The organism is Halobacillus locisalis, from assembly GCF_013694105.1.
Taxonomy (GTDB): Bacteria; Bacillota; Bacilli; order Bacillales; family Halobacillaceae; genus Halobacillus; species Halobacillus locisalis.
Map to the genome: position 1 here is coordinate 323,207 of NZ_JACEFG010000003.1, position 17,514 is coordinate 340,720.

Here is a 17,514-nt window from a genome sequence, read left to right on the forward strand (position 1 = left end):
TTGGAACGTTTAACAGAACTGAGAAAATCCTTGAGGGTAAAGGGAGAGGGGGAGAAAAGGGAACTTTCGCACATCATCAATAAAAGTGCATCGTTCCTTCCTTTTCAGACCCGTAACCCTGAGAGGGCTAAATTCAATGATGGCTTTCTTCCGGTTGTCGGTGAGTTCATAAGGAATTCAGAAGGATTGAAAATAGATAAGCCTGTAGAAACGGAAAAAGTCATAGAACATATCAAGGCAGAAGTGAGGATGGATTCCTCTGATGAACCTTATTTCGAAAAGGTCATCGGAAATTTCATCTCCGGGTCAAAAGGTATGAAGGTGATACATCCTTTCATGTACAAATATGTACCTTTGAGTGACAACCAAGAGGCGGTCGGAGAGAAAAGTATCGGGCTTTATCTGAATGATGCCCTTTTAGAACGGGACAATTCCGTATTCAGTGAAGTGTTCGATAAGACGGATCAAGAACATGTCCTGATCAAATTGGTACGTGAACACATGCCTGCGTTGGATGAAGACGAGATAGAAAATAAATACACTCAACCTTTGGAATATGTAAGTGATTTCTTCAAGGAAGACTTGAACTTCCTTAGTCATCACAAGGATTTCTTCATTCAATATTTCGAGCTATTGTTGGCGTATTACTATTTCTTCTCGATCACTCAATTCACTATGAAAGTGAACCAAATGGATAAAGCCGATAAGAGTGGCCCTACACCGTTGTATTACAATCTGGATTGGGAAGCATCCAGCAAGAATAGAGCTGCATATAAGAGAGGCTATTCTCAGGTGAAAACAGCAGTCAGGAACTTACTTGTCCATGTCAATACTCTGGAGCATCTCAATTTCATATTCGAGACCAAGAACGCGGATTACTTGGAACTTTTGGAATTGTACGAGAGTGCGTCTCCAGATGAACAGGAATCCATTAAACAGGCTATAAGTGAGTGGATCAGAGAGTATGCCTCCATTGTTCTTAAAGAAGAAGTGGATTTGGAAGACGATGAGGCTGTTCATGACCTTGTCAAAGAACTTTTTTACACCATCAAAGAAGGTTATAGTCAACCTTCTAGGTCAGGTACGGAATCCAGGTACGCTCTAGGAGTCGAACAGATAGGGAAAAAATACTTCCTCAAAACCCGAGGGTCTTTAGGGCATACGTTGAATGTTTCACAGGATTTCCTCTTGCTGATGACCGCTGTATGCGTGAGAAGTGAAAAGTTGTCTCTTAAACAACTTTTCAAAGAACTGGAGAAGCGTGGGTTGTTCTTCGATAGACAATCCCGTGAAACGATACAGGAATTATTCGACAAATTGAATCTGATCGAGAAAAAAAGTGATAGTGGTGATGCGCAGTATGTTAAACCGATTCTATAAGTATTTATCCAACCGATTGATCGAGTTCTTAGACTATCAAGATATAGAAGGTGGGGAACGATATTATCTCCAGTTCGATGAGAGAAGTGAAGTCAAACATTTCTATGATCAATTGAAAGAAATGGAAAGAAGCGAGGAGTTCGTTTACCAACATGAACAGGGTAACCCCTATCATACAATTTCTCTGAAAATCGGGGATGTCAAATTGGTCGTTGCAGCTACAATCGGAGACGTGACACCGGATTTCCTTGTAACCTTGAGGAATGAAGTAGGGGAGCAAAGAGGTCAGTGGAAGAACACAGCCCTATTGAGCATATGTCATGAGACGTTAGATAGTATCCGTGGTGGAAGCAGCGATTTACAAAGAGAAGGAATGCCTTTCCATGTGAAGTCATTGACCACCCATCTGAAAAAAGAGTTGGAGGATAGCGGAACTCTATCATCTTCTGAGAAGGAGGTTCTCCGATACCATTTGGATAAGAAGTTGGATGATGTCATTCTTCAACCTTCCTTGTGGGATTATGTGGAGGTCCTCAGTTTGTTGGATAAAGGTGAAATCGAGCAAGAGGATTTCAAAACGTTAGGCCTTTTTCCTGACAATCAAATCGGTAAGGATTCCACCCTGCCAGTCAATGAAATACGCAAAAGGTTAGATGACAACGCTGTTCTGTTCGACCGTGTCCAAAGGGTTCACGAGTATGGAAATGAAGAGACTGAGTTGGAAAAAATCTTCGATGAGAACATAGCTGGTAAGCTGAAGAAAGACGGTTGGGAAGAAACCGAATTCAAACCGGTCAAAGATTCTTATGATCAAAATAAGACAAAAATATTATCATATAAGTCTACGGAAACTAAAAAATTGAATAAGCATGTGAACTATTGGGAAAAACCTTCTGGAGAAACGAAGGCCGGACAAAGAAAGAGGCATATCATCATATTCGCAAATCACGGCGAAGCTTTTGTAGATATGACTTTCGAATTCGATGACTATCTCAGCAAAAGTTATGTGTACAACAGGAATAAGGATTCTCATGTAAATGCAGTGGCCAGCGGTAAAAAGTTCAAAGTGACTTTACCTGTTTATCAAGCTGAACCCGGGTTTTACCACTTGAGGTACAAACATGAGAATGATAACAAGTCTACTTATATTTTCTACTTCTGTGTCGTCCCATTCCCACAAGAAAGACTGAAGGGTATAGAGACTTCTTATGACCTGAAAGTGACAAAAAATAAATCCTCGATTTCACTTCAATATGAAAGTGATGAAATCGTCATAGGTGAAGGAGAAATAGAGGAAGAGGTTCCGATAAGTCAGTCGGATCAAATGGTTGAAATCAAACCTGACGTCATATCCAAGCTGAGCATAGAAACATCCGCTTGGGGAGAAGGTCCTCTACCTGTCGATTTGGTAGCTGGTGGTGTACATATACCAGTCCAAATCAATGATAAACAAACCAGGAGCACACCGATTCAGACCAATAGGGTATGGAAGTTGAAGAGGGAGCTTCAACAATCCTTCCGATTAGTTGAAAACCGCTTGAAGCAAGGGACATTCGAAGCCTATCCTCATGATAGTTTCAAGGAAAAACTGATGATGGAACACGACTGGATTGAACAGGATATGCGGTGCGCGACAATCGAATATGGAAGGTTGCAAAAAGTCGAGTTGTCCCTCCCTGAAAAAGTGGAGGAAGCTTACAGTGACTTTCTTAATGAACTTCGTGATTCGGATCTATTGCATAGATGAAAGGAAGTAAATTCTGAGGATGAAGCCTGTTAAGGATATGAACACCTACTTCTTCATCTTCCAATTCATCATTCACTTTCAATTGATAGGCTATATTCATTGGATGGAAAGGAGTCATCCATATATTCTCACGGTTTCGTACAAAGCCCAATTTCATTAAATCTTTCTGGGATTTGTCCATCAGTGAGTGCTCTTCGATATTACCGACTTCCTCTATGAAGCTTTCTACATAGTCGGAAGCATACTTTCTCAAGTCACCATCAATAAAAGCGAGAAGGGTGACGTTCATCGATCCAGGCGTGGATTTAGAATTCTTCCAGAAGCCTGCAGAGAATCTGTTGGTGATCCATTATAGTGACCAATATACATCTTCAGACAGATATGATGCGATTACGGTCACGGATAAATCCGAGCAATATAAGGTTGTCATCGAGGAATATCTCAAAGACTATGGGGTGCCAGTATCGGAAGGCAAAATAGATACAGCGATAAAGACCTTCAATGCCATCAATGGTGAATGGTTATTGAGAATCATCGGAAGCAAAGGCCAATTCGCCCGTGAGAAAGTAAGTATCGTAGCCGCTATGAAATATGCGGAGAGCTATTTCACTCATGAAAACATAACATGGGTACCGGTTTCTCTGGAAGAAATCTTACGTGTAGCTGGGGCTGTGAATCTTACAAAGGTAGAAGGTCTGTTCTCTGCGTCCAACCTGCAGTCAAGAGGTAAGCACAGCGATGACATACTCATGATCGGTATAGAAGAAGTAGGAGAGAAGCTGTTCTTGCATTTCTATCCGATTGAAGTGAAAATCGGTGGTCTTCAGACCCAAAAGGCACGTGTCCAAATCGATCAGACAGCGCGACTATTCAACCAGCATCTTCGACATAACGGTGAAGATGAATTTAAGAAGAAATTCTATAGGAATTTCTTTGCTCAACTGCTCTTATCAAACGTGAAGAAATTACATTCGAATGGACTTTGGGATGATGATACCTTCAACTATGTAGAAAATCTGAAATCCCGATTTTTGAATGATGGATTCGAAATAGGAGAACACCTGGAACCACATATAGGAAAAGGGGCAGTACTGACCTTCAGAAAAGAGTACCCTTATCGTTCTTCCGTCAAAGATGGAGACTTATTGTTGCTGACTCTTCTGGAAGAAGATGCGTACCTTGGTATCACAACATCCAGCGAAGAAATTCGCAGGAAAATGGTAGAGGGACGACTTGATTTGATTCCGGAGAATTTACTATCCCACAGTTATTCGTCCGTCTTGGAAGAAGGGGCTTCAGAAAGCAAAGACGAGTCTGCAGAACTTCCATTCCCGCCTTCTGATGAAGACGAATCAGATGAAAGTGAAGAAGTGGTTGAAGATACACAAAATGATGAGTCAGAAAAGAAAGAGCCAGAAAACCGTGTCGGGGACGATGGTGAAGACCAAGCGATGGATGGGGAAGATGGGGCTGAACCTCCACTTGCACCTGCCCCTGATGATGTAGATGAAAAGGTGGATTTGGCAGATATCAGGGTCCCGATCGGAACAGTGAGAGGATCGAATGCAAACGTGTACTGGGAGTTCGGTGACAAAGGGTTAGCGAATAGGCATATGTTCACTGTCGGTCGTTCCGGTCAAGGTAAAACCTATTTCATACAATGCATGTTGATGGAGCTTTCAAAGAGAGGCCTATCAAGCATCATCATCGATTACACGGATGGGTATAAGAAGTCGCAGCTAGAGGATGAATTCAAAGATTATCTTGGTGATAGCCTAGAACAGTTCATAGTGAGAGCGCAAAAGTTCCCTGTGAATCCATTCAAAAGGAATATGAAGATGTTGGATGAAGATATCCATATACCTGAGGATGATTCTGATGTGGCAGAACGCATTAAGAATGTCATAAGTTCCATTTATGACTCTCTTGGAATACAACAACTGAATGCGATTTATCAAGCTGTAATCAAAGGTATGCAACTATATGATGAAGGAATGAGTCTCCCTAGATTAGGTGAGCTCTTGGATGAAGACGGATCGGGTCCAGCCAAAACTGCTCTTTCACAAATGAACCTTCTCATCGATAAAAATCCTTTCGATTACCAAGAAGAATTCGATTGGTCGTTTCTCGACAAAGAGAAAGGCAAGGTCTTCATCATTCAATTGACGGGTTATTCACCTGACGTTCAGAATATGATAACGGAATTCATCTTATGGGATTTATGGTATTATAAGCTTCAACATGGAAGTAAGAATAAACCATTCCCAATCGTATTGGATGAGATGCAACGTCTGGATATGAGTGGGGATTCACCAACCTCCAAGATTCTGACTGAAGGACGTAAGTTCGGTTGGTCTGGATGGTTTGCGACTCAATTCATGAAAGGCTTTGCCAGCGATCATTTGAGCCGATTGCAGAATGCGACTCAGAAGATCTACTTCAACCCTACGGAGAATGAGGTTTCCAATATCGCTTCATCCTTCGCTCACGACACTCCTAGTCGTAAGCAATGGGAAGAGAAGCTTATGAACCTCAGCAAAGGTCAATGCATCGTGCATGGTCCGGCAAAAGGAAAAGATGGTGAGCTAAGAGGATCTATTCCTGTTGTAGTGGATATCACGTCTTTAGGTGAAAGGTTATAAATTAATGAGTTAATAAGTATTTGAGAGAGCCAGGTTTGATGTATTTGAACCTGGCTCTTTTCTGTTGTGAAGTTATGTAATCAGTCTAAATACAAAGTGCCAGGCTATCGTCAGCCTGGCATTTTGTATTATTCATAATATTCCTTATAAACCTCTTTCACATGCCAGTCCGTAAACTCTCTACTTGGCAAATAAAGATGCGAAGATGGAGTCCGAATGTTTTTTTGATGAAAGTCTATAACCATTTCCTTAAACATACCACTTCCTGTTGCCAGTTGACTTATCTCAATTTTCCTATCAGGTCTCACCGTGAAAATTCCTTTATCAAAAAGCTTATGATGCAAAGAGCACAGTGCAAGGCCATTTTCTTCGGTATCTGGGCCGTAAGCTTGGTGCCATTTAATGTGAGCGGCTTCCACTCCCACTACTGAATCATTCACTTTCGCTTGAAAACCACAAACAGCACATCGTTCCTCATAAGCTTCAAGAACCTTTCTCCTAAAGACTGAGTCCCTCTTTCGATATGTTCTAACACCAATATCTAGCCCTACTTTTGCCAACAACTCATCATGATAAGTTTCAGGAAAGTTTCTTTCTAATATTGCCCCTGCTACCTCTTGTATTATGGAAGGATTAGTCTCAAACAGATGAACGACTTGATTTGTGAATCCGCCATGAACATCTAATTCTCTAAGTAATTTTCTGCTAATTTTCCTGTGATCGATATCTGGTGTGACTCTCCACAGACCATCATTTTTCAATCGAACAAAGGGGTCTTCAGTCGTAACATCGTTTTTGACAGGTGGTCCATATTCTAGCAGTAATTCTCTTAATTTAGGATGCGTACTCTCATAGGGGATTAGTTTATGACCTTTTATGAATTGCCCAAGTGCATAGAGAAGAAGTAATGGCTTATTCGGTGCACGTACATCAAAGCGTTTGGCCACTTTTAAATTTGTTATGATTTGAATGAGATTTTCTTTTTGAATTAGATACTCCTCCTTCGGCTGATTGCTATTACTTCAGAGATGATTGTATTACATAAATAGGTAATAATGGTAAAATAGTATTTAGTAGGTTGATATGATGATTTTACCACAATGTAACATTTATTCTTAATCCTCAAAATAACATATATTAGTTTATATATAGGTTAAATAAACTAAGAAATTTGGCGTTCCTTAACATCAAATTTCTTGAATTCAAAAGTACAGGAGGAGAATTATGTCCTACAGAAACGTATATGAAGTAGAAATCAAGCACGATGGCCTTAATAAATATAGGGTTATTCGTGGTGCAGAGCGACATGTTGTTGAACAAAAAGCACAAGCGCAACTGAATCAATGGAATGAAATGTGGAGGAAGAAAGTAGATGCCGAAGAAAAAAGAATAGCTAGAGAAAGAAAAGCACAGGAAAAAGAAGAAAAGAAATCCTATGCACTGTACCAGACAGAAGAAGCTGAACAAGAGCTTAAAAATATCGAAAGTACGTTAATACATACTTTGGGCGTGGATGATGCTATTGACTGGGAAAATTTAAAGGACACTAGGGAATTCGACAAACCCCAGCCGACACCACCTGAAGATGTTTCCTGCCCACCTGAACCTAATATGGAGGATAAAGTTTATCAACCCCAGTTAAACATACTAGATAAAATGATTTCTTCTCGGAAGGAAAAAAAAGAAAAACAAATGGAAGAAAAATTTAATGAAGAACACATGAAATGGGAAGAAAAGAAAGAAGAAATCATTGAGCAAAATAAGTTGAAAGATGAACAATACCAAGAAGAAATGAAAAAATGGGAGGAAGAGAAAAAGGAGTTTGAACTATATCAGAAAGAAACCAACGAAGCTATTGAACAACAAAGGAAGAATTACTTACTTAAAGATCCTGTGGCAGTAATTGACTACTGCGATATGGTATTGTCGAACTCCGAATATCCAGACGAATTTCCTCAAGAGTTTGATATTGATTACAATCCCGAGACAAAGATATTGATTGTGGACTATTCACTTCCTTCTCCTGGAGATGTACCCACGTTAAAAGAAGTTAAGTATGTTCAATCCAGAGATGAACTGAAAGATGTGCACTTATCAGCTACTGCAGAGAGAAAGATGTATGATACTTTGCTATATAACATTACCCTTCGCTCTATGCATGAACTTTTTGAGGCAGATACTATTGGTGCCTTAGAAGCTATTGTTTTCAATGGATGGGTCAATTCAATTGATAAAGCGACTGGCAAAGAAGTTAACGCGTGCATTTTGTCTGTGCAAGCTGGAAAAGAAGAGTTTGAAGAAATTAATCTTGGCCAAGTCGATCCTAAGCTTTGCTTTAAGAATCTAAAAGGCATAGGAAGTAGCAAACTTCATAGTTTATCTCCTGTAGCACCAATCATTAAGATAGATAGAGATGATCCAAGATTTGTATCATCTTATGCTGTAGCGGAGACTATCGATGAAAGTATGAACATCGCTGCAATGGATTGGCAGGACTTCGAGAACCTTATACGTGAACTTTTTGAAAGAGAGTTCAATCAAGGTGGGGGCGAAGTTAAGATAACTAGAGCAAGTAGAGACGGAGGTGTAGACGCGGTTGCATTTGATCCTGACCCCTTAAGAGGAGGAAAAATGGTCATTCAAGCAAAACGGTACACCAATGTGGTCGGGGTGTCTGCTGTTCGTGACTTATATGGCACGGTAATGAATGAAGGTGCAACAAAAGGAATATTGGTATCCACAGCTGATTATGGTCCTGATGCTTATTCATTTGCCAAAGACAAACCCTTAACTTTGTTAAATGGTAATAATCTGCTTCATCTTCTCCAGAGACATGGTCACAAAGCAAAAATTGACTTGAAAGAGGCAAAAATAGAACTAAAAGAAAAAGAGTCTAAATAATTCATGAGCGCTACAGGTTTATTGAACCACAACATAAATGAGAGAACCTATAACCTCAAGGCGGTGCTAAAGGTTTTATAAGGGCATTCGGCTTCAATGACGGATGAAAAGAGAAAGGATGTCAACGTATTTTCAAGAACTTTTATGCGCGCTTCTACTTGATTCTACTCTTGTACTATATGAAAATGTGCCTGTTGTTCAAACGGAAAGAAGAAATATCCCACCAGATGAAGCGGGTGGAACAGTCGCTTTTGGATGCGGGCACCATGACCCCGGATTACGAAGAAGGCGACGTGCAGCCTGGAAGCAAGATGGGCAAACGTCTGCGTGATGCATTTGTAGCGAATCGATCTCAAGGAGGGAATGAAGGCTTCTACCAACATGTAGCGAGATCGCTTGTTGAGGAGAATGGTGGGGTGTACGCGAAGATTTCGCTGTTCTTTGTGGTTGCCTTTGCTTTTCTTTGGGGCGGAATCCGCTTGTACGTAGCGTACTTTGAGTCTATTTCCGGCATCCTTGCGATCTTGGTGTTCCTCGGGCTCTTTGCGGCGCCGATTCTCGGTTTCTTTTCGGGGATGGTCGTTCCTGGATGGAAGAAATATGTGTTGATGCTGGTGAATGTCGCACTTCTGATTTTCATGAATTACAGTCTCGTCTAGTTCGGACATACTGCTTCCGGTGCTGATATTACTGAATAGGCTGAAACAAGGTTGAGGTTCAGGTGATTTTTCAAAAGACTTAAATGGACTCTTTGAATAACGGAAGGAAGGATTGCATATGTCACACCAAAAAAGGAAAGCACGGAGACTGAGGATGGCAACAACCCTTCTATTGGGTGTGGCCGTCATCCTGCACTTTGTCGGTTTGAGGGCAACTCTTGCATTTTTCATTGTCATGTTGTCTGTCACCCTGGTGTCTACGTATTGGGCTTATTTGGAGTATAAAATAATGAAACAGAACGTTAGCGATTGATGGACGACCAGAGAGAAACGGAATGTACTTAAGTGAGGCGGACAGGTGAATTCCTGTTCGTCTCTATTTTGTATGGACTAAAAGACTTAACCTTGTATTTTAATGGAATAAGTGGTTCAAATCGCCAAAACCATCATGTAAAATGAAAACGTATACATCATTACATCTAAGGAGAGATGAAAATGGGGAAAAGAAATCATTGGAAGTGGACGACGGCTGCCATCGCACTCGGCATGACGGTATCGAGCGTAGCGCCATCTGCGACATTCGCAGCTGAAGAGGACAAGGATGTCGTCAATCTGCAGTTGATGGAGACGACGGACATACATAGCCATGTGATGAACTATGATTATTTCAGTGACCAGAGTGATGAGACGGTCGGACTCGTGAAAGTGGCGACGTTGATCAATGAAGCGAGGAAGAATGCGAAGAACTCGATGCTGTTCGACAACGGGGATTTGATCCAAGGGAACCCGATGGCGGATTACATCGTGAACGAGGAAGTACTGGATGAGGACGGGAATGTACACCCGGTCTATAAAGCGATGAATCTACTAGACTATGATGTGGGGAACTACGGGAACCATGAATTCAACTACGGTCTGACTTTTCTTAAAAAAGCCGTGGAAGGTGCGGACTTCCCCTATGTGAATGCGAACGTCTATAAAGCGGATGAGGATGATGATCCGACGAATAATGAGAATTATTTCGACCCGTATGTGATCGTGGACAAAGAAGTGACGGATGAAGACGGCGACACGCACACGATCAAGGTCGGTGTGATCGGATTCGTTCCTCCTCAGATCATGACGTGGGACAAGGACAACCTGGAAGGCAAAGTCGAGACGCGTGACTTGAAAGCGACAGCTGAGAAGTTCGTGCCGCAGATGAAGGAAGAAGGAGCGGACGTCGTGGTCGGTATCGCCCACTCGGGACTCGGTTCGAAGGAGGAATACGTGGACGGGGCTGAAAACGCGACGTATCAGCTGTCGACAGTAGATGGCTTCGATGCGCTGCTATTCGGTCACTCGCACCAGACCTTCCCGAGCTCGGATTATGCGGAGCTCGACGGCAAATACAACATCAATCTCGACCAGGGAACGATCAACGGCGTCGCAACGACGCAGGCCGGTTTCTGGGGCTCTGATCTCGGTATGATCGATCTTCAGCTTGAAAAAGTCGACGGGGAGTGGACGGTGACGAATGGGCAAGCCTCCACGAAGCCGATCTATGATCATGAGAACGGGGAAGCTTTAGTGGACGCCGATCAGGACGTCCTTGATGCCGTCAAAGACGACCACGAAGGAACACAGGATTATGTGGCGACTCCAGTAGGAGAAACGGAAGTACCACTGTACAGTTATTTTGCCCAAGTCCAAGATGATCCGACGGTCCAAATCGTCAACGATGCACAGAAGCAGTATGTCGAGAAATACATCCAAGGCACGGAGCTGGATGGTCTACCTGTCCTATCCGCTGCCGCGCCGTTCAAAGCGGGGCGTGATGGGGTGAGCGACTTTACGGATATCCCGGCAGGCGGCTTGGCAATCAAAGATACGACGTCGCTGTACAAATATCCGAACACGTTGAAAGCTGTGAAAATCAACGGGGCTCAAGTGATCGAATGGCTGGAGTGGAGCGCAGGCCAGTTCAATCAAGTGGACCCTAGCTTGGATGAGGAGCAGGAGCTTGTGAACCCTGAATTCCGCAGCTACAACTTCGATGTGATTGACGGTTTGACGTATCAAATTGATGTCACGGAAGCGCCGCGTTACAACAATGATGGGGAGAAAATCAACGACAGTAGCCGAATTGAGAACGTCATGTTCCAAGGGGAGCCGATCGATCCGGAGCAGGAATTCCTCGTTGCGACCAACAACTACCGTGCGACGTCGAAGTTCGCGAATCCAGATGGGGATAATGTCGTCATCGATTCTCCGGACGAGAACCGTCAAGTGCTCGTCAATTACATTCAGGACAGCGACTCCATCAATCCGCAAGCGAACGGAAACTGGTCGTTTGCACCGGTGGAAGGAGACGCGACACTGACGTTCGTTTCTTCGCCGAAAGCGCAGAAATATGCGGAAGACAATGATCGTGTCGATTATCTGGCTACACGTGATGATGGTTTTGCCGTGTACTCGATGGATCTGAACAGTGATGACGGGGAAGAGATTGTCTTTGATGATGTGGCGAAAGGCGAGGATGGTCATTGGGCAGCATCGTACATTTATGATCTGGTCGAGGATGAAATCATCTTCGGTTATGGAAATGGAAACTTCGGTCCTGAAGATCCTGTGACGCGTGGACAATTCACAGAATTGATTGTTCGGATGCTCGGCCTTGAGAACGAAGAAGAGGTACCGTTCCAAGATGTCTCAGCCCGATCTGCTGATGCGATTGCCGCTGCTTATGAGCATGGCATCATCCATGGATATTCAGAGACCTCATTCAAACCAGGGAAGCTGATTACGCGAGAGCAGATGGCGCATATTCTTCTGAATGCGTACAATGTGAAAAACGATACAGATTTCGAAGCTACGACGGATGTGGAATATGAAGATGAGGCTGAAATCAGTAAGTTGTTCATGGCTGATGTAGATGCCGCCCACGAATTAGGGCTGATGGTCGGCTATCATGACAAGTTCGATCCAAAGGCAAGTGCCGACAGGGGAGAGGCAGCGAAAGTGTTGTATATGTTGAAACAGAAGTAAGGATGATGAGGGTGTGCTTCCTATGGGGTGCATCCTTTTTTCTTTTGTCGAAGCTCGTTTGTGGCTTTTATAAAAAGGGGCAGGATAGTGGGAGACTGAGATTCGAGAGATTTCTTTTAAGACGTAGAAGGAATCTTATACGTCCCAAGTGAAATTTTCTTCAAGGTAATCATATATTTTAAAAAGCGTATAATAAGTTTGCATAAGTCAAGTAAGGGAAAATTAATCAAAGGAATAATTTTCCAGATGAAAAGAATTCAGTCTTACATCTATTTGGGGAGGTGGTATTATGGGAGCTGCATTAATCGTAGTTATCATCTTTCTCGTGATTGGAGTAGTTCGTGTGCTTCTTGGAATCCCCTCTGCTCGTAGTAAGTCTGAACGATTCGATGAAAGAGATTACTCATGATTTGGTTATCTCACTCTACTGTATATATCTTTCAGGATGAAAAAGGTTTGTAAAAGTCAGCATTCATTGCTGGCTTTTTCTTTTGGATCAAGGTGGTGACCTTGATGTGAGTGTGAAGCATCCAAAAAGAGTGCCTGCCCCCCATTGCTTTACCACTGTAAAAGGCTGGGGGTCAGGCACTTTTATTAAGCGGTGCATGAGCTTGGCTTCATGGTCGGTAACCATGACATGGTCAGCCCGAAAGCGGACGCCAACCGTGCGCAGGCAGCGAAAGTATTGTATATGCTGAAACAGAAATAAGGGTGATGAGGGTGTGCTTCCTATGGGGGCATCCTCTTGTCATTCATCGAAGCACGCTCGTGGCTTTTCAAAAAGAAGTAGTTGTGGTTGAAAGAGGGAATGATAGTGGAAGACTTGAGTTTGGAATCATCACAAGATATTGGTATTATTTGGATGGGGGGTGATATAGTGAAAATACAGTGATCGTGGTGCCTGCGCAATCGAGTAACCGTTGTATCATCAGTGGTGTTGGGGTAGGTTAACATTTCCACTATTGGAAACAAAGTCTGAAAACGATAAGGGGTGATTATAAGTAATGGTTAAGTCTATAAAAGGACAGTTTGTCTTAATCCTAGTAGCTGCCATCGGTTTTATTATTTATTCATTCTCATTTATTCAGTTTACGGGTGAGGAAAGGTTCTTGCCTATTCGGGTACTCTTCTATTTCATCATGATTGTATCGGTGTTTAATGCGGGGATGAACACACAAAAGTACATACACGTAAGAAAAAAAGAATAAATCCTCGGTGCTATCTTGATGTCGAGTCTGTCGATTAAAAGTGGTAATCCTTCTATATAATGTAGAACAGGGTTTTTGAGTGGTATGGAGATAAACACCCGTTATGAAGACCAATAAGTAAGGTATGGCAATTAATATTTTCGAAAAATCATCCTTTTCCACTTATATTAGACATACTGTCAGGAGGAGTTCTTTGGTAGCATTAATGTATTTATTTCTTGCGGCATTTTTAATCGCAGCGAATATATTCATGATTAAATGGCAAAAGGAGGGGCTGTTTCCGCTAGGGGCTTCTGGTATTCTTTTAGCATTCCTCGGCGTTGTGGTCGGCTATACTGTTGGTGCAATTTTCGTTCTTGCTGCTTCCGACCCGTGGGGAGGGGTTCTGGCAGCAGGTATGGGGCGTCTCATAGTGTATAATGGCCTGATACATTTCTTGATAGGGCTTGCCTTAATAATCGGAAGCTACTTTTCTAATAAAAAGACTCAAACATAAGAAGAAGCCAAGTCACGAGGATTCCTCTGTGACGTGTTTTAAATATTTGAGTAGTTGGATTTTATAATGGTGGTGCAAATTTGAAAAAACCTATTTTCATAGTCTTCCTTATTTTTTTACTATTGATCGTTCCTGCATGTGCAGAAAATAACGATGAAGTGGGTGAAGATGAGAAGATCGAGGCTTTTATCGCAAAAACTATGGGGGATGAAGTAGGTGCTTATAAAGCAATCAATTCCCAAATCATCATGCAAGGGTCTGGAGACTTACGTAGAGTTGAGGCAAGAAAAATTGAAGATTACTATTCAAAGGATAGGGAGTATACTAAAACGATCCTGACTCATTCCACTACCGAAGATGGTGATGTCACAAAGGAGTCAGATGAACCACTAACATCGATGATTCCTGAAGACTTTACTTATAAGCAAGATACCCTTTTTCCTGTTGGAAGCGAATTGAGTGGAGAGGAAAAGGTAGAGCTTAAAAAGCATATATTGAATGAGTTTAAGGAAAGATTCTAATTACAGTAAAATTGAATTCAATATAATACTTTATGTTACATACGGAGTAGTTGATTTGGAAAATGATCACGTAAGATAAGTGGGTTTTAACAAAAAGTAAGGAGAATTTGAAAACAGGAATAGGAGAGGTTAAGTGGATCATTTTGTTGTTTTCGGATTTCTAAATATACTATTTTACTTAGGAATAATTGGTTTCGCCTTATATTTTCTGATTACTATTCTTAATAGGACAAAAGAAAGAAATGAGTACCTAAAAGAAATTCTTGAGGAACTGAGGAGAGACTAATTATGCCCTATGGCTGTAATCGTGATGTGAACTGTTCTGCTCTATAATCTAATGCAATGATATCGAGTCATAAGCTTAAGGAGGGTTATCTGAAGAAGAGATAATCCCCTTTTTTTGTGGAAAAGATTGAGTTTCTACGTTTGCTTTGAAATAATTGGTACTTGTGAAGTCTCATTTATATTAATCGAGAGGAGAATGTTATGAAGCACCTAACCATTAATGTGTCACTTATATTCTTAGGCGTGTGTGTTTTGGCTGGAGCTTGGATGGTGTCAAACGCATTACAAGAACAAAACCAAGCTAAACCCATTACAGTGAACGCACAAGCACCAGCGCAACAGCAATTGATGAGCCCGATAGAGTTGAAGAGTTACTTAGGTATAAGCGATGAGGAATTAGAAAAGATCATGCCCAAAAGAAATGGCGACGATATTGAGAGCATTATCCCTTACATAAAGATCGGCTATCAGTACTACTTTCCTGTTGAAGCTATAGATGAGTGGTTGGCAGAAGCGGATGCAACAGCATTTGAGTGATATATTTTGAATGAAAATATTCAACTACCATAGGCGATAGCTGAATATCGGCCATCGCCTGTAGTGGTTACAGATCAGTTGTGCTTAAGAAAAACAGTAAAAAGGAGAGAGAAGATATGGGGTGGCTGTTGATATCGGCAGTAGTATTTATGACGGGTTTATACTCTGTCATGAGTGGTCTGTGGGAGTTGAAAGAAGGGAAGGAAAGAAAGAAATATATGATCCATATGTTAATTGGATTGTTTTTGATATTCGTCCTTCCCTACATCATGCAATTGCAAATATTCATAGGGTAGTATGCTGCGATACTATATATAGAGGCGTTAGTTAAAGGTCAACCCTAGTTACCTCGAGATTTTGTTTGGAGGAAATTTTACATGAAGAGAATCGTAATTGGCGGATTTTTAATGTTGGGCGGATTATTAATAACATTAACGATTATATTGTCAGGAGCCATTTATGCAACTCAGATTACGGCATGGTCTGGTAAGTCGAAGTTATGGTACGCGATTTTTGGTGATAAACAATATGGAAATGAAGTTGTACAGTCTTTATTTCTAGGGTTCCCATTCGTATTAGGAATAATAATTACGATCATCGGTCTAATGATTTTAGGTATGGAATATAAGAGAACGATGGAAGAGCGAAATTAATTGCTTTTTTGTTCACCTGAAGAGTAAGAGAGTCCATATAGATTTAAGTCAATTAGTTGGAGAAGATATCGATACAGGAGTATATAATTCAGATAAGGAGCCTTATGAGTGACAATGAAAAGCCGTTTGGTTTACGACTTTTCATGCCTCAATAAACTCACTACTTGATTTATCTGAATGGATATAAGAATGAGGAGAGCTATAACAGGAATGATAAACGCTCCCGCTCCGATTACAAAATATAAAATCCATCCAAATAATGAGCTGACTACTACCGTGCACCATAGAAAAATGTTGTATTCATCCACTATCTATCCCTCCACTCACACCATATCATAGGTCTTTTAAGGATTATAGGTGTATCGTAATGAGAAGGTTACACTTACATATTTCGAATTAGACTTTAGGTTCTTAGAATAGTTAGAAGTGCGAGGTTTCCAATCAAATGGTGTAAATGTCTAATGGAAAGGGTGTTGAGGTAATCTTAAAAGCTTTTATGCACGCCTTTATTTGATTCTACACTTGTATTATTTGAAAATGTGCCTGTTGTTCAAACGGAAAGAGAAAATCTCAGACCAATTGAAGAGATTGGAACAGTCGCTTTGGGATGTGGGCACCATGAGCGGATTAGGAAGAAGGGGACGAACGACTTGGAAGAAAGGCGGTTGTGCGGCTGCGTGATGCGTTTGTAGTGAATCGTTCTTATGCTGGAAGCGGTGATTTCTACAACCATGTGGCGAGGTCGATCGTTGAGGGAAACGGTGGCGAGTATGCGAAAATATCGCTGATCTTCGTGTTTTTTCCTTTTCTTTGGGGCGCGATCCCTTTGGAGGCACACCCTCTTCGCACTTACTTCTGTTACAGCACATATAAGGGAAATCAACATGGGAAGAATCAGTTCTTAAACTATACGAGACCATAATTCATGAAAATCAGAAGCCAAAATTCACCAGCATCAACACAGACTTCTTACACTCTCGAACAACCGTCCCGGATAGAAAACCGAGAACCGGCGCCGCAAAAAGCCCGAGAAACATCAAGATCGCAAGGATGCAGGATATAGACTCGAAATACATCACATACAGAGTCAGGTTTGTGGATTTGAGAGGATTCCTGTTAAGAGGCATAAGAAATCTGATGTGAATTAGTGTGAATTGAGTAAGACCAAAAGCAACACTCGTTATTGAGTGTTGCTTTTGGTCTTACATTTCTTAAATCAAATATTATGGTAATACATGAACCAGAATATTAATTTATGCAAAATATGAAGCAGGTATCTTGAAACTGAGTCTTCAAGAATGGGGCAGGTTAGTTGAAGACTCAGTTTCGAGATATTAGGTATTTTGAAACTAAATTGGATTGGTATCGTATGTAAAATAAGAGAATTTTTAATAGTGGAGAAAAGGTGGTTTTAATATCGAGTTAATTATAACAATATTATCGATTGTATCAGCAGCT

General features: G+C 41.4%; 15 protein-coding genes. 13 read left to right on the forward strand and 2 right to left on the reverse strand.

The features are described from left to right. Positions 1 to 1,380: a DNA phosphorothioation-dependent restriction protein DptG gene (gene dptG / locus H0266_RS14695; RefSeq protein ID WP_181473177.1), complete on the forward strand. Its 1,380-nt coding sequence runs from the start codon at positions 1 to 3 to the stop codon at positions 1,378 to 1,380. After that, a complete protein-coding gene (locus H0266_RS14700; protein WP_181473178.1) occupies positions 1,361 to 3,127 on the forward strand; it encodes a hypothetical protein in 1,767 nt (588 codons plus the stop codon). The genes dptG and H0266_RS14700 overlap by 20 nt, the downstream gene beginning before the upstream one ends. On the opposite strand, the gene H0266_RS14705 is transcribed toward H0266_RS14700, so the two are convergent. Then, complete coding sequence (locus H0266_RS14705) at positions 3,090 to 3,416, reverse strand: hypothetical protein (RefSeq protein WP_181473179.1); 327 nt, start codon at positions 3,414 to 3,416, stop codon at positions 3,090 to 3,092. The two genes, H0266_RS14700 and H0266_RS14705, sit on opposite strands and share 38 nt — an antisense overlap. Positions 3,417 to 3,426: 10 nt before the next feature. Between H0266_RS14705 and H0266_RS19710 the strand changes: the two genes are divergently transcribed. Further along, the gene (locus tag H0266_RS19710) at positions 3,427 to 5,769 is read left to right on the forward strand and encodes a helicase HerA domain-containing protein (RefSeq protein ID WP_343063300.1); all 2,343 of its coding nucleotides are present in this window, start codon (positions 3,427 to 3,429) and stop codon (positions 5,767 to 5,769) included. A gap of 128 nt (positions 5,770 to 5,897) precedes the next feature. Here H0266_RS19710 and H0266_RS19715 read toward each other — a convergent pair whose 3' ends face one another. Continuing rightward, the gene (locus tag H0266_RS19715) at positions 5,898 to 6,758 is read right to left on the reverse strand and encodes a phosphorothioated DNA-binding restriction endonuclease (RefSeq protein ID WP_343063324.1); all 861 of its coding nucleotides are present in this window, start codon (positions 6,756 to 6,758) and stop codon (positions 5,898 to 5,900) included. A gap of 235 nt (positions 6,759 to 6,993) precedes the next feature. On the opposite strand from H0266_RS19715, the gene H0266_RS14720 reads away from it, so the two are divergent. From H0266_RS14720 to H0266_RS14765, 10 genes are all read left to right on the forward strand, one after another. Further along, entirely contained in the window at positions 6,994 to 8,670 is a 1,677-nt protein-coding gene (locus H0266_RS14720; protein WP_181473181.1) for a restriction endonuclease, read from the forward strand. 227 nt (positions 8,671 to 8,897) lie between these two features. Then, complete coding sequence (locus H0266_RS14725; protein WP_181473182.1) at positions 8,898 to 9,329, forward strand: hypothetical protein; 432 nt, start codon at positions 8,898 to 8,900, stop codon at positions 9,327 to 9,329. Between the two features lie 154 nt (positions 9,330 to 9,483). Further along, positions 9,484 to 9,642 carry a hypothetical protein gene (locus H0266_RS14730; RefSeq protein ID WP_181473183.1) on the forward strand — a complete coding sequence of 53 codons (159 nt, stop codon included), beginning with the start codon at positions 9,484 to 9,486 and terminating at the stop codon, positions 9,640 to 9,642. Between the two features lie 182 nt (positions 9,643 to 9,824). Further along, complete coding sequence (locus H0266_RS14735; RefSeq protein WP_181473184.1) at positions 9,825 to 12,356, forward strand: bifunctional 2',3'-cyclic-nucleotide 2'-phosphodiesterase/3'-nucleotidase; 2,532 nt, start codon at positions 9,825 to 9,827, stop codon at positions 12,354 to 12,356. A 1,004-nt stretch (positions 12,357 to 13,360) separates the two neighbouring features. Continuing rightward, positions 13,361 to 13,564, forward strand: coding sequence for a hypothetical protein (locus tag H0266_RS14740; protein ID WP_181473185.1), 204 nt, complete (start codon positions 13,361 to 13,363; stop codon positions 13,562 to 13,564). A 193-nt stretch (positions 13,565 to 13,757) separates the two neighbouring features. Beyond that, on the forward strand, positions 13,758 to 14,060 hold the full coding sequence (locus tag H0266_RS14745) for an inner-membrane translocator (RefSeq protein WP_181473186.1): 303 nt from the start codon (positions 13,758 to 13,760) through the stop codon (positions 14,058 to 14,060). Positions 14,061 to 14,140: 80 nt separating this feature from the next. Beyond that, a complete protein-coding gene (locus H0266_RS14750) occupies positions 14,141 to 14,581 on the forward strand; it encodes a hypothetical protein (RefSeq protein WP_181473187.1) in 441 nt (146 codons plus the stop codon). Between the two features lie 486 nt (positions 14,582 to 15,067). Next, positions 15,068 to 15,403: a helix-turn-helix domain-containing protein gene (locus H0266_RS14755; protein WP_181473188.1), complete on the forward strand. Its 336-nt coding sequence runs from the start codon at positions 15,068 to 15,070 to the stop codon at positions 15,401 to 15,403. Positions 15,404 to 15,519: 116 nt separating this feature from the next. Then, on the forward strand, positions 15,520 to 15,699 hold the full coding sequence (locus H0266_RS14760; RefSeq protein WP_181473189.1) for a hypothetical protein: 180 nt from the start codon (positions 15,520 to 15,522) through the stop codon (positions 15,697 to 15,699). An 81-nt stretch (positions 15,700 to 15,780) separates the two neighbouring features. Beyond that, entirely contained in the window at positions 15,781 to 16,056 is a 276-nt protein-coding gene (locus tag H0266_RS14765) for a hypothetical protein (RefSeq protein WP_181473190.1), read from the forward strand. Positions 16,057 to 17,514 lie beyond the last annotated feature (1,458 nt).

Coding starts and splice junctions, on each gene's coding strand:
- H0266_RS14725 (WP_181473182.1), top strand. CDS start 8,898: ATGAAGCGGGTGGAACAGTCGCTTTTGGATGCGGGCACCATGACCCCG.
- H0266_RS14735 (WP_181473184.1), top strand. CDS start 9,825: ATGGGGAAAAGAAATCATTGGAAGTGGACGACGGCTGCCATCGCACTC.
- H0266_RS14730 (WP_181473183.1), top strand. CDS start 9,484: ATGGCAACAACCCTTCTATTGGGTGTGGCCGTCATCCTGCACTTTGTC.
- H0266_RS14760 (WP_181473189.1), top strand. CDS start 15,520: ATGGGGTGGCTGTTGATATCGGCAGTAGTATTTATGACGGGTTTATAC.
- H0266_RS14755 (WP_181473188.1), top strand. CDS start 15,068: ATGAAGCACCTAACCATTAATGTGTCACTTATATTCTTAGGCGTGTGT.
- H0266_RS14740 (WP_181473185.1), top strand. CDS start 13,361: ATGGTTAAGTCTATAAAAGGACAGTTTGTCTTAATCCTAGTAGCTGCC.
- H0266_RS14720 (WP_181473181.1), top strand. CDS start 6,994: ATGTCCTACAGAAACGTATATGAAGTAGAAATCAAGCACGATGGCCTT.
- H0266_RS14700 (WP_181473178.1), top strand. CDS start 1,361: ATGTTAAACCGATTCTATAAGTATTTATCCAACCGATTGATCGAGTTC.
- H0266_RS14765 (WP_181473190.1), top strand. CDS start 15,781: ATGAAGAGAATCGTAATTGGCGGATTTTTAATGTTGGGCGGATTATTA.
- H0266_RS14705 (WP_181473179.1), bottom strand. CDS start 3,416: ATGAACGTCACCCTTCTCGCTTTTATTGATGGTGACTTGAGAAAGTAT.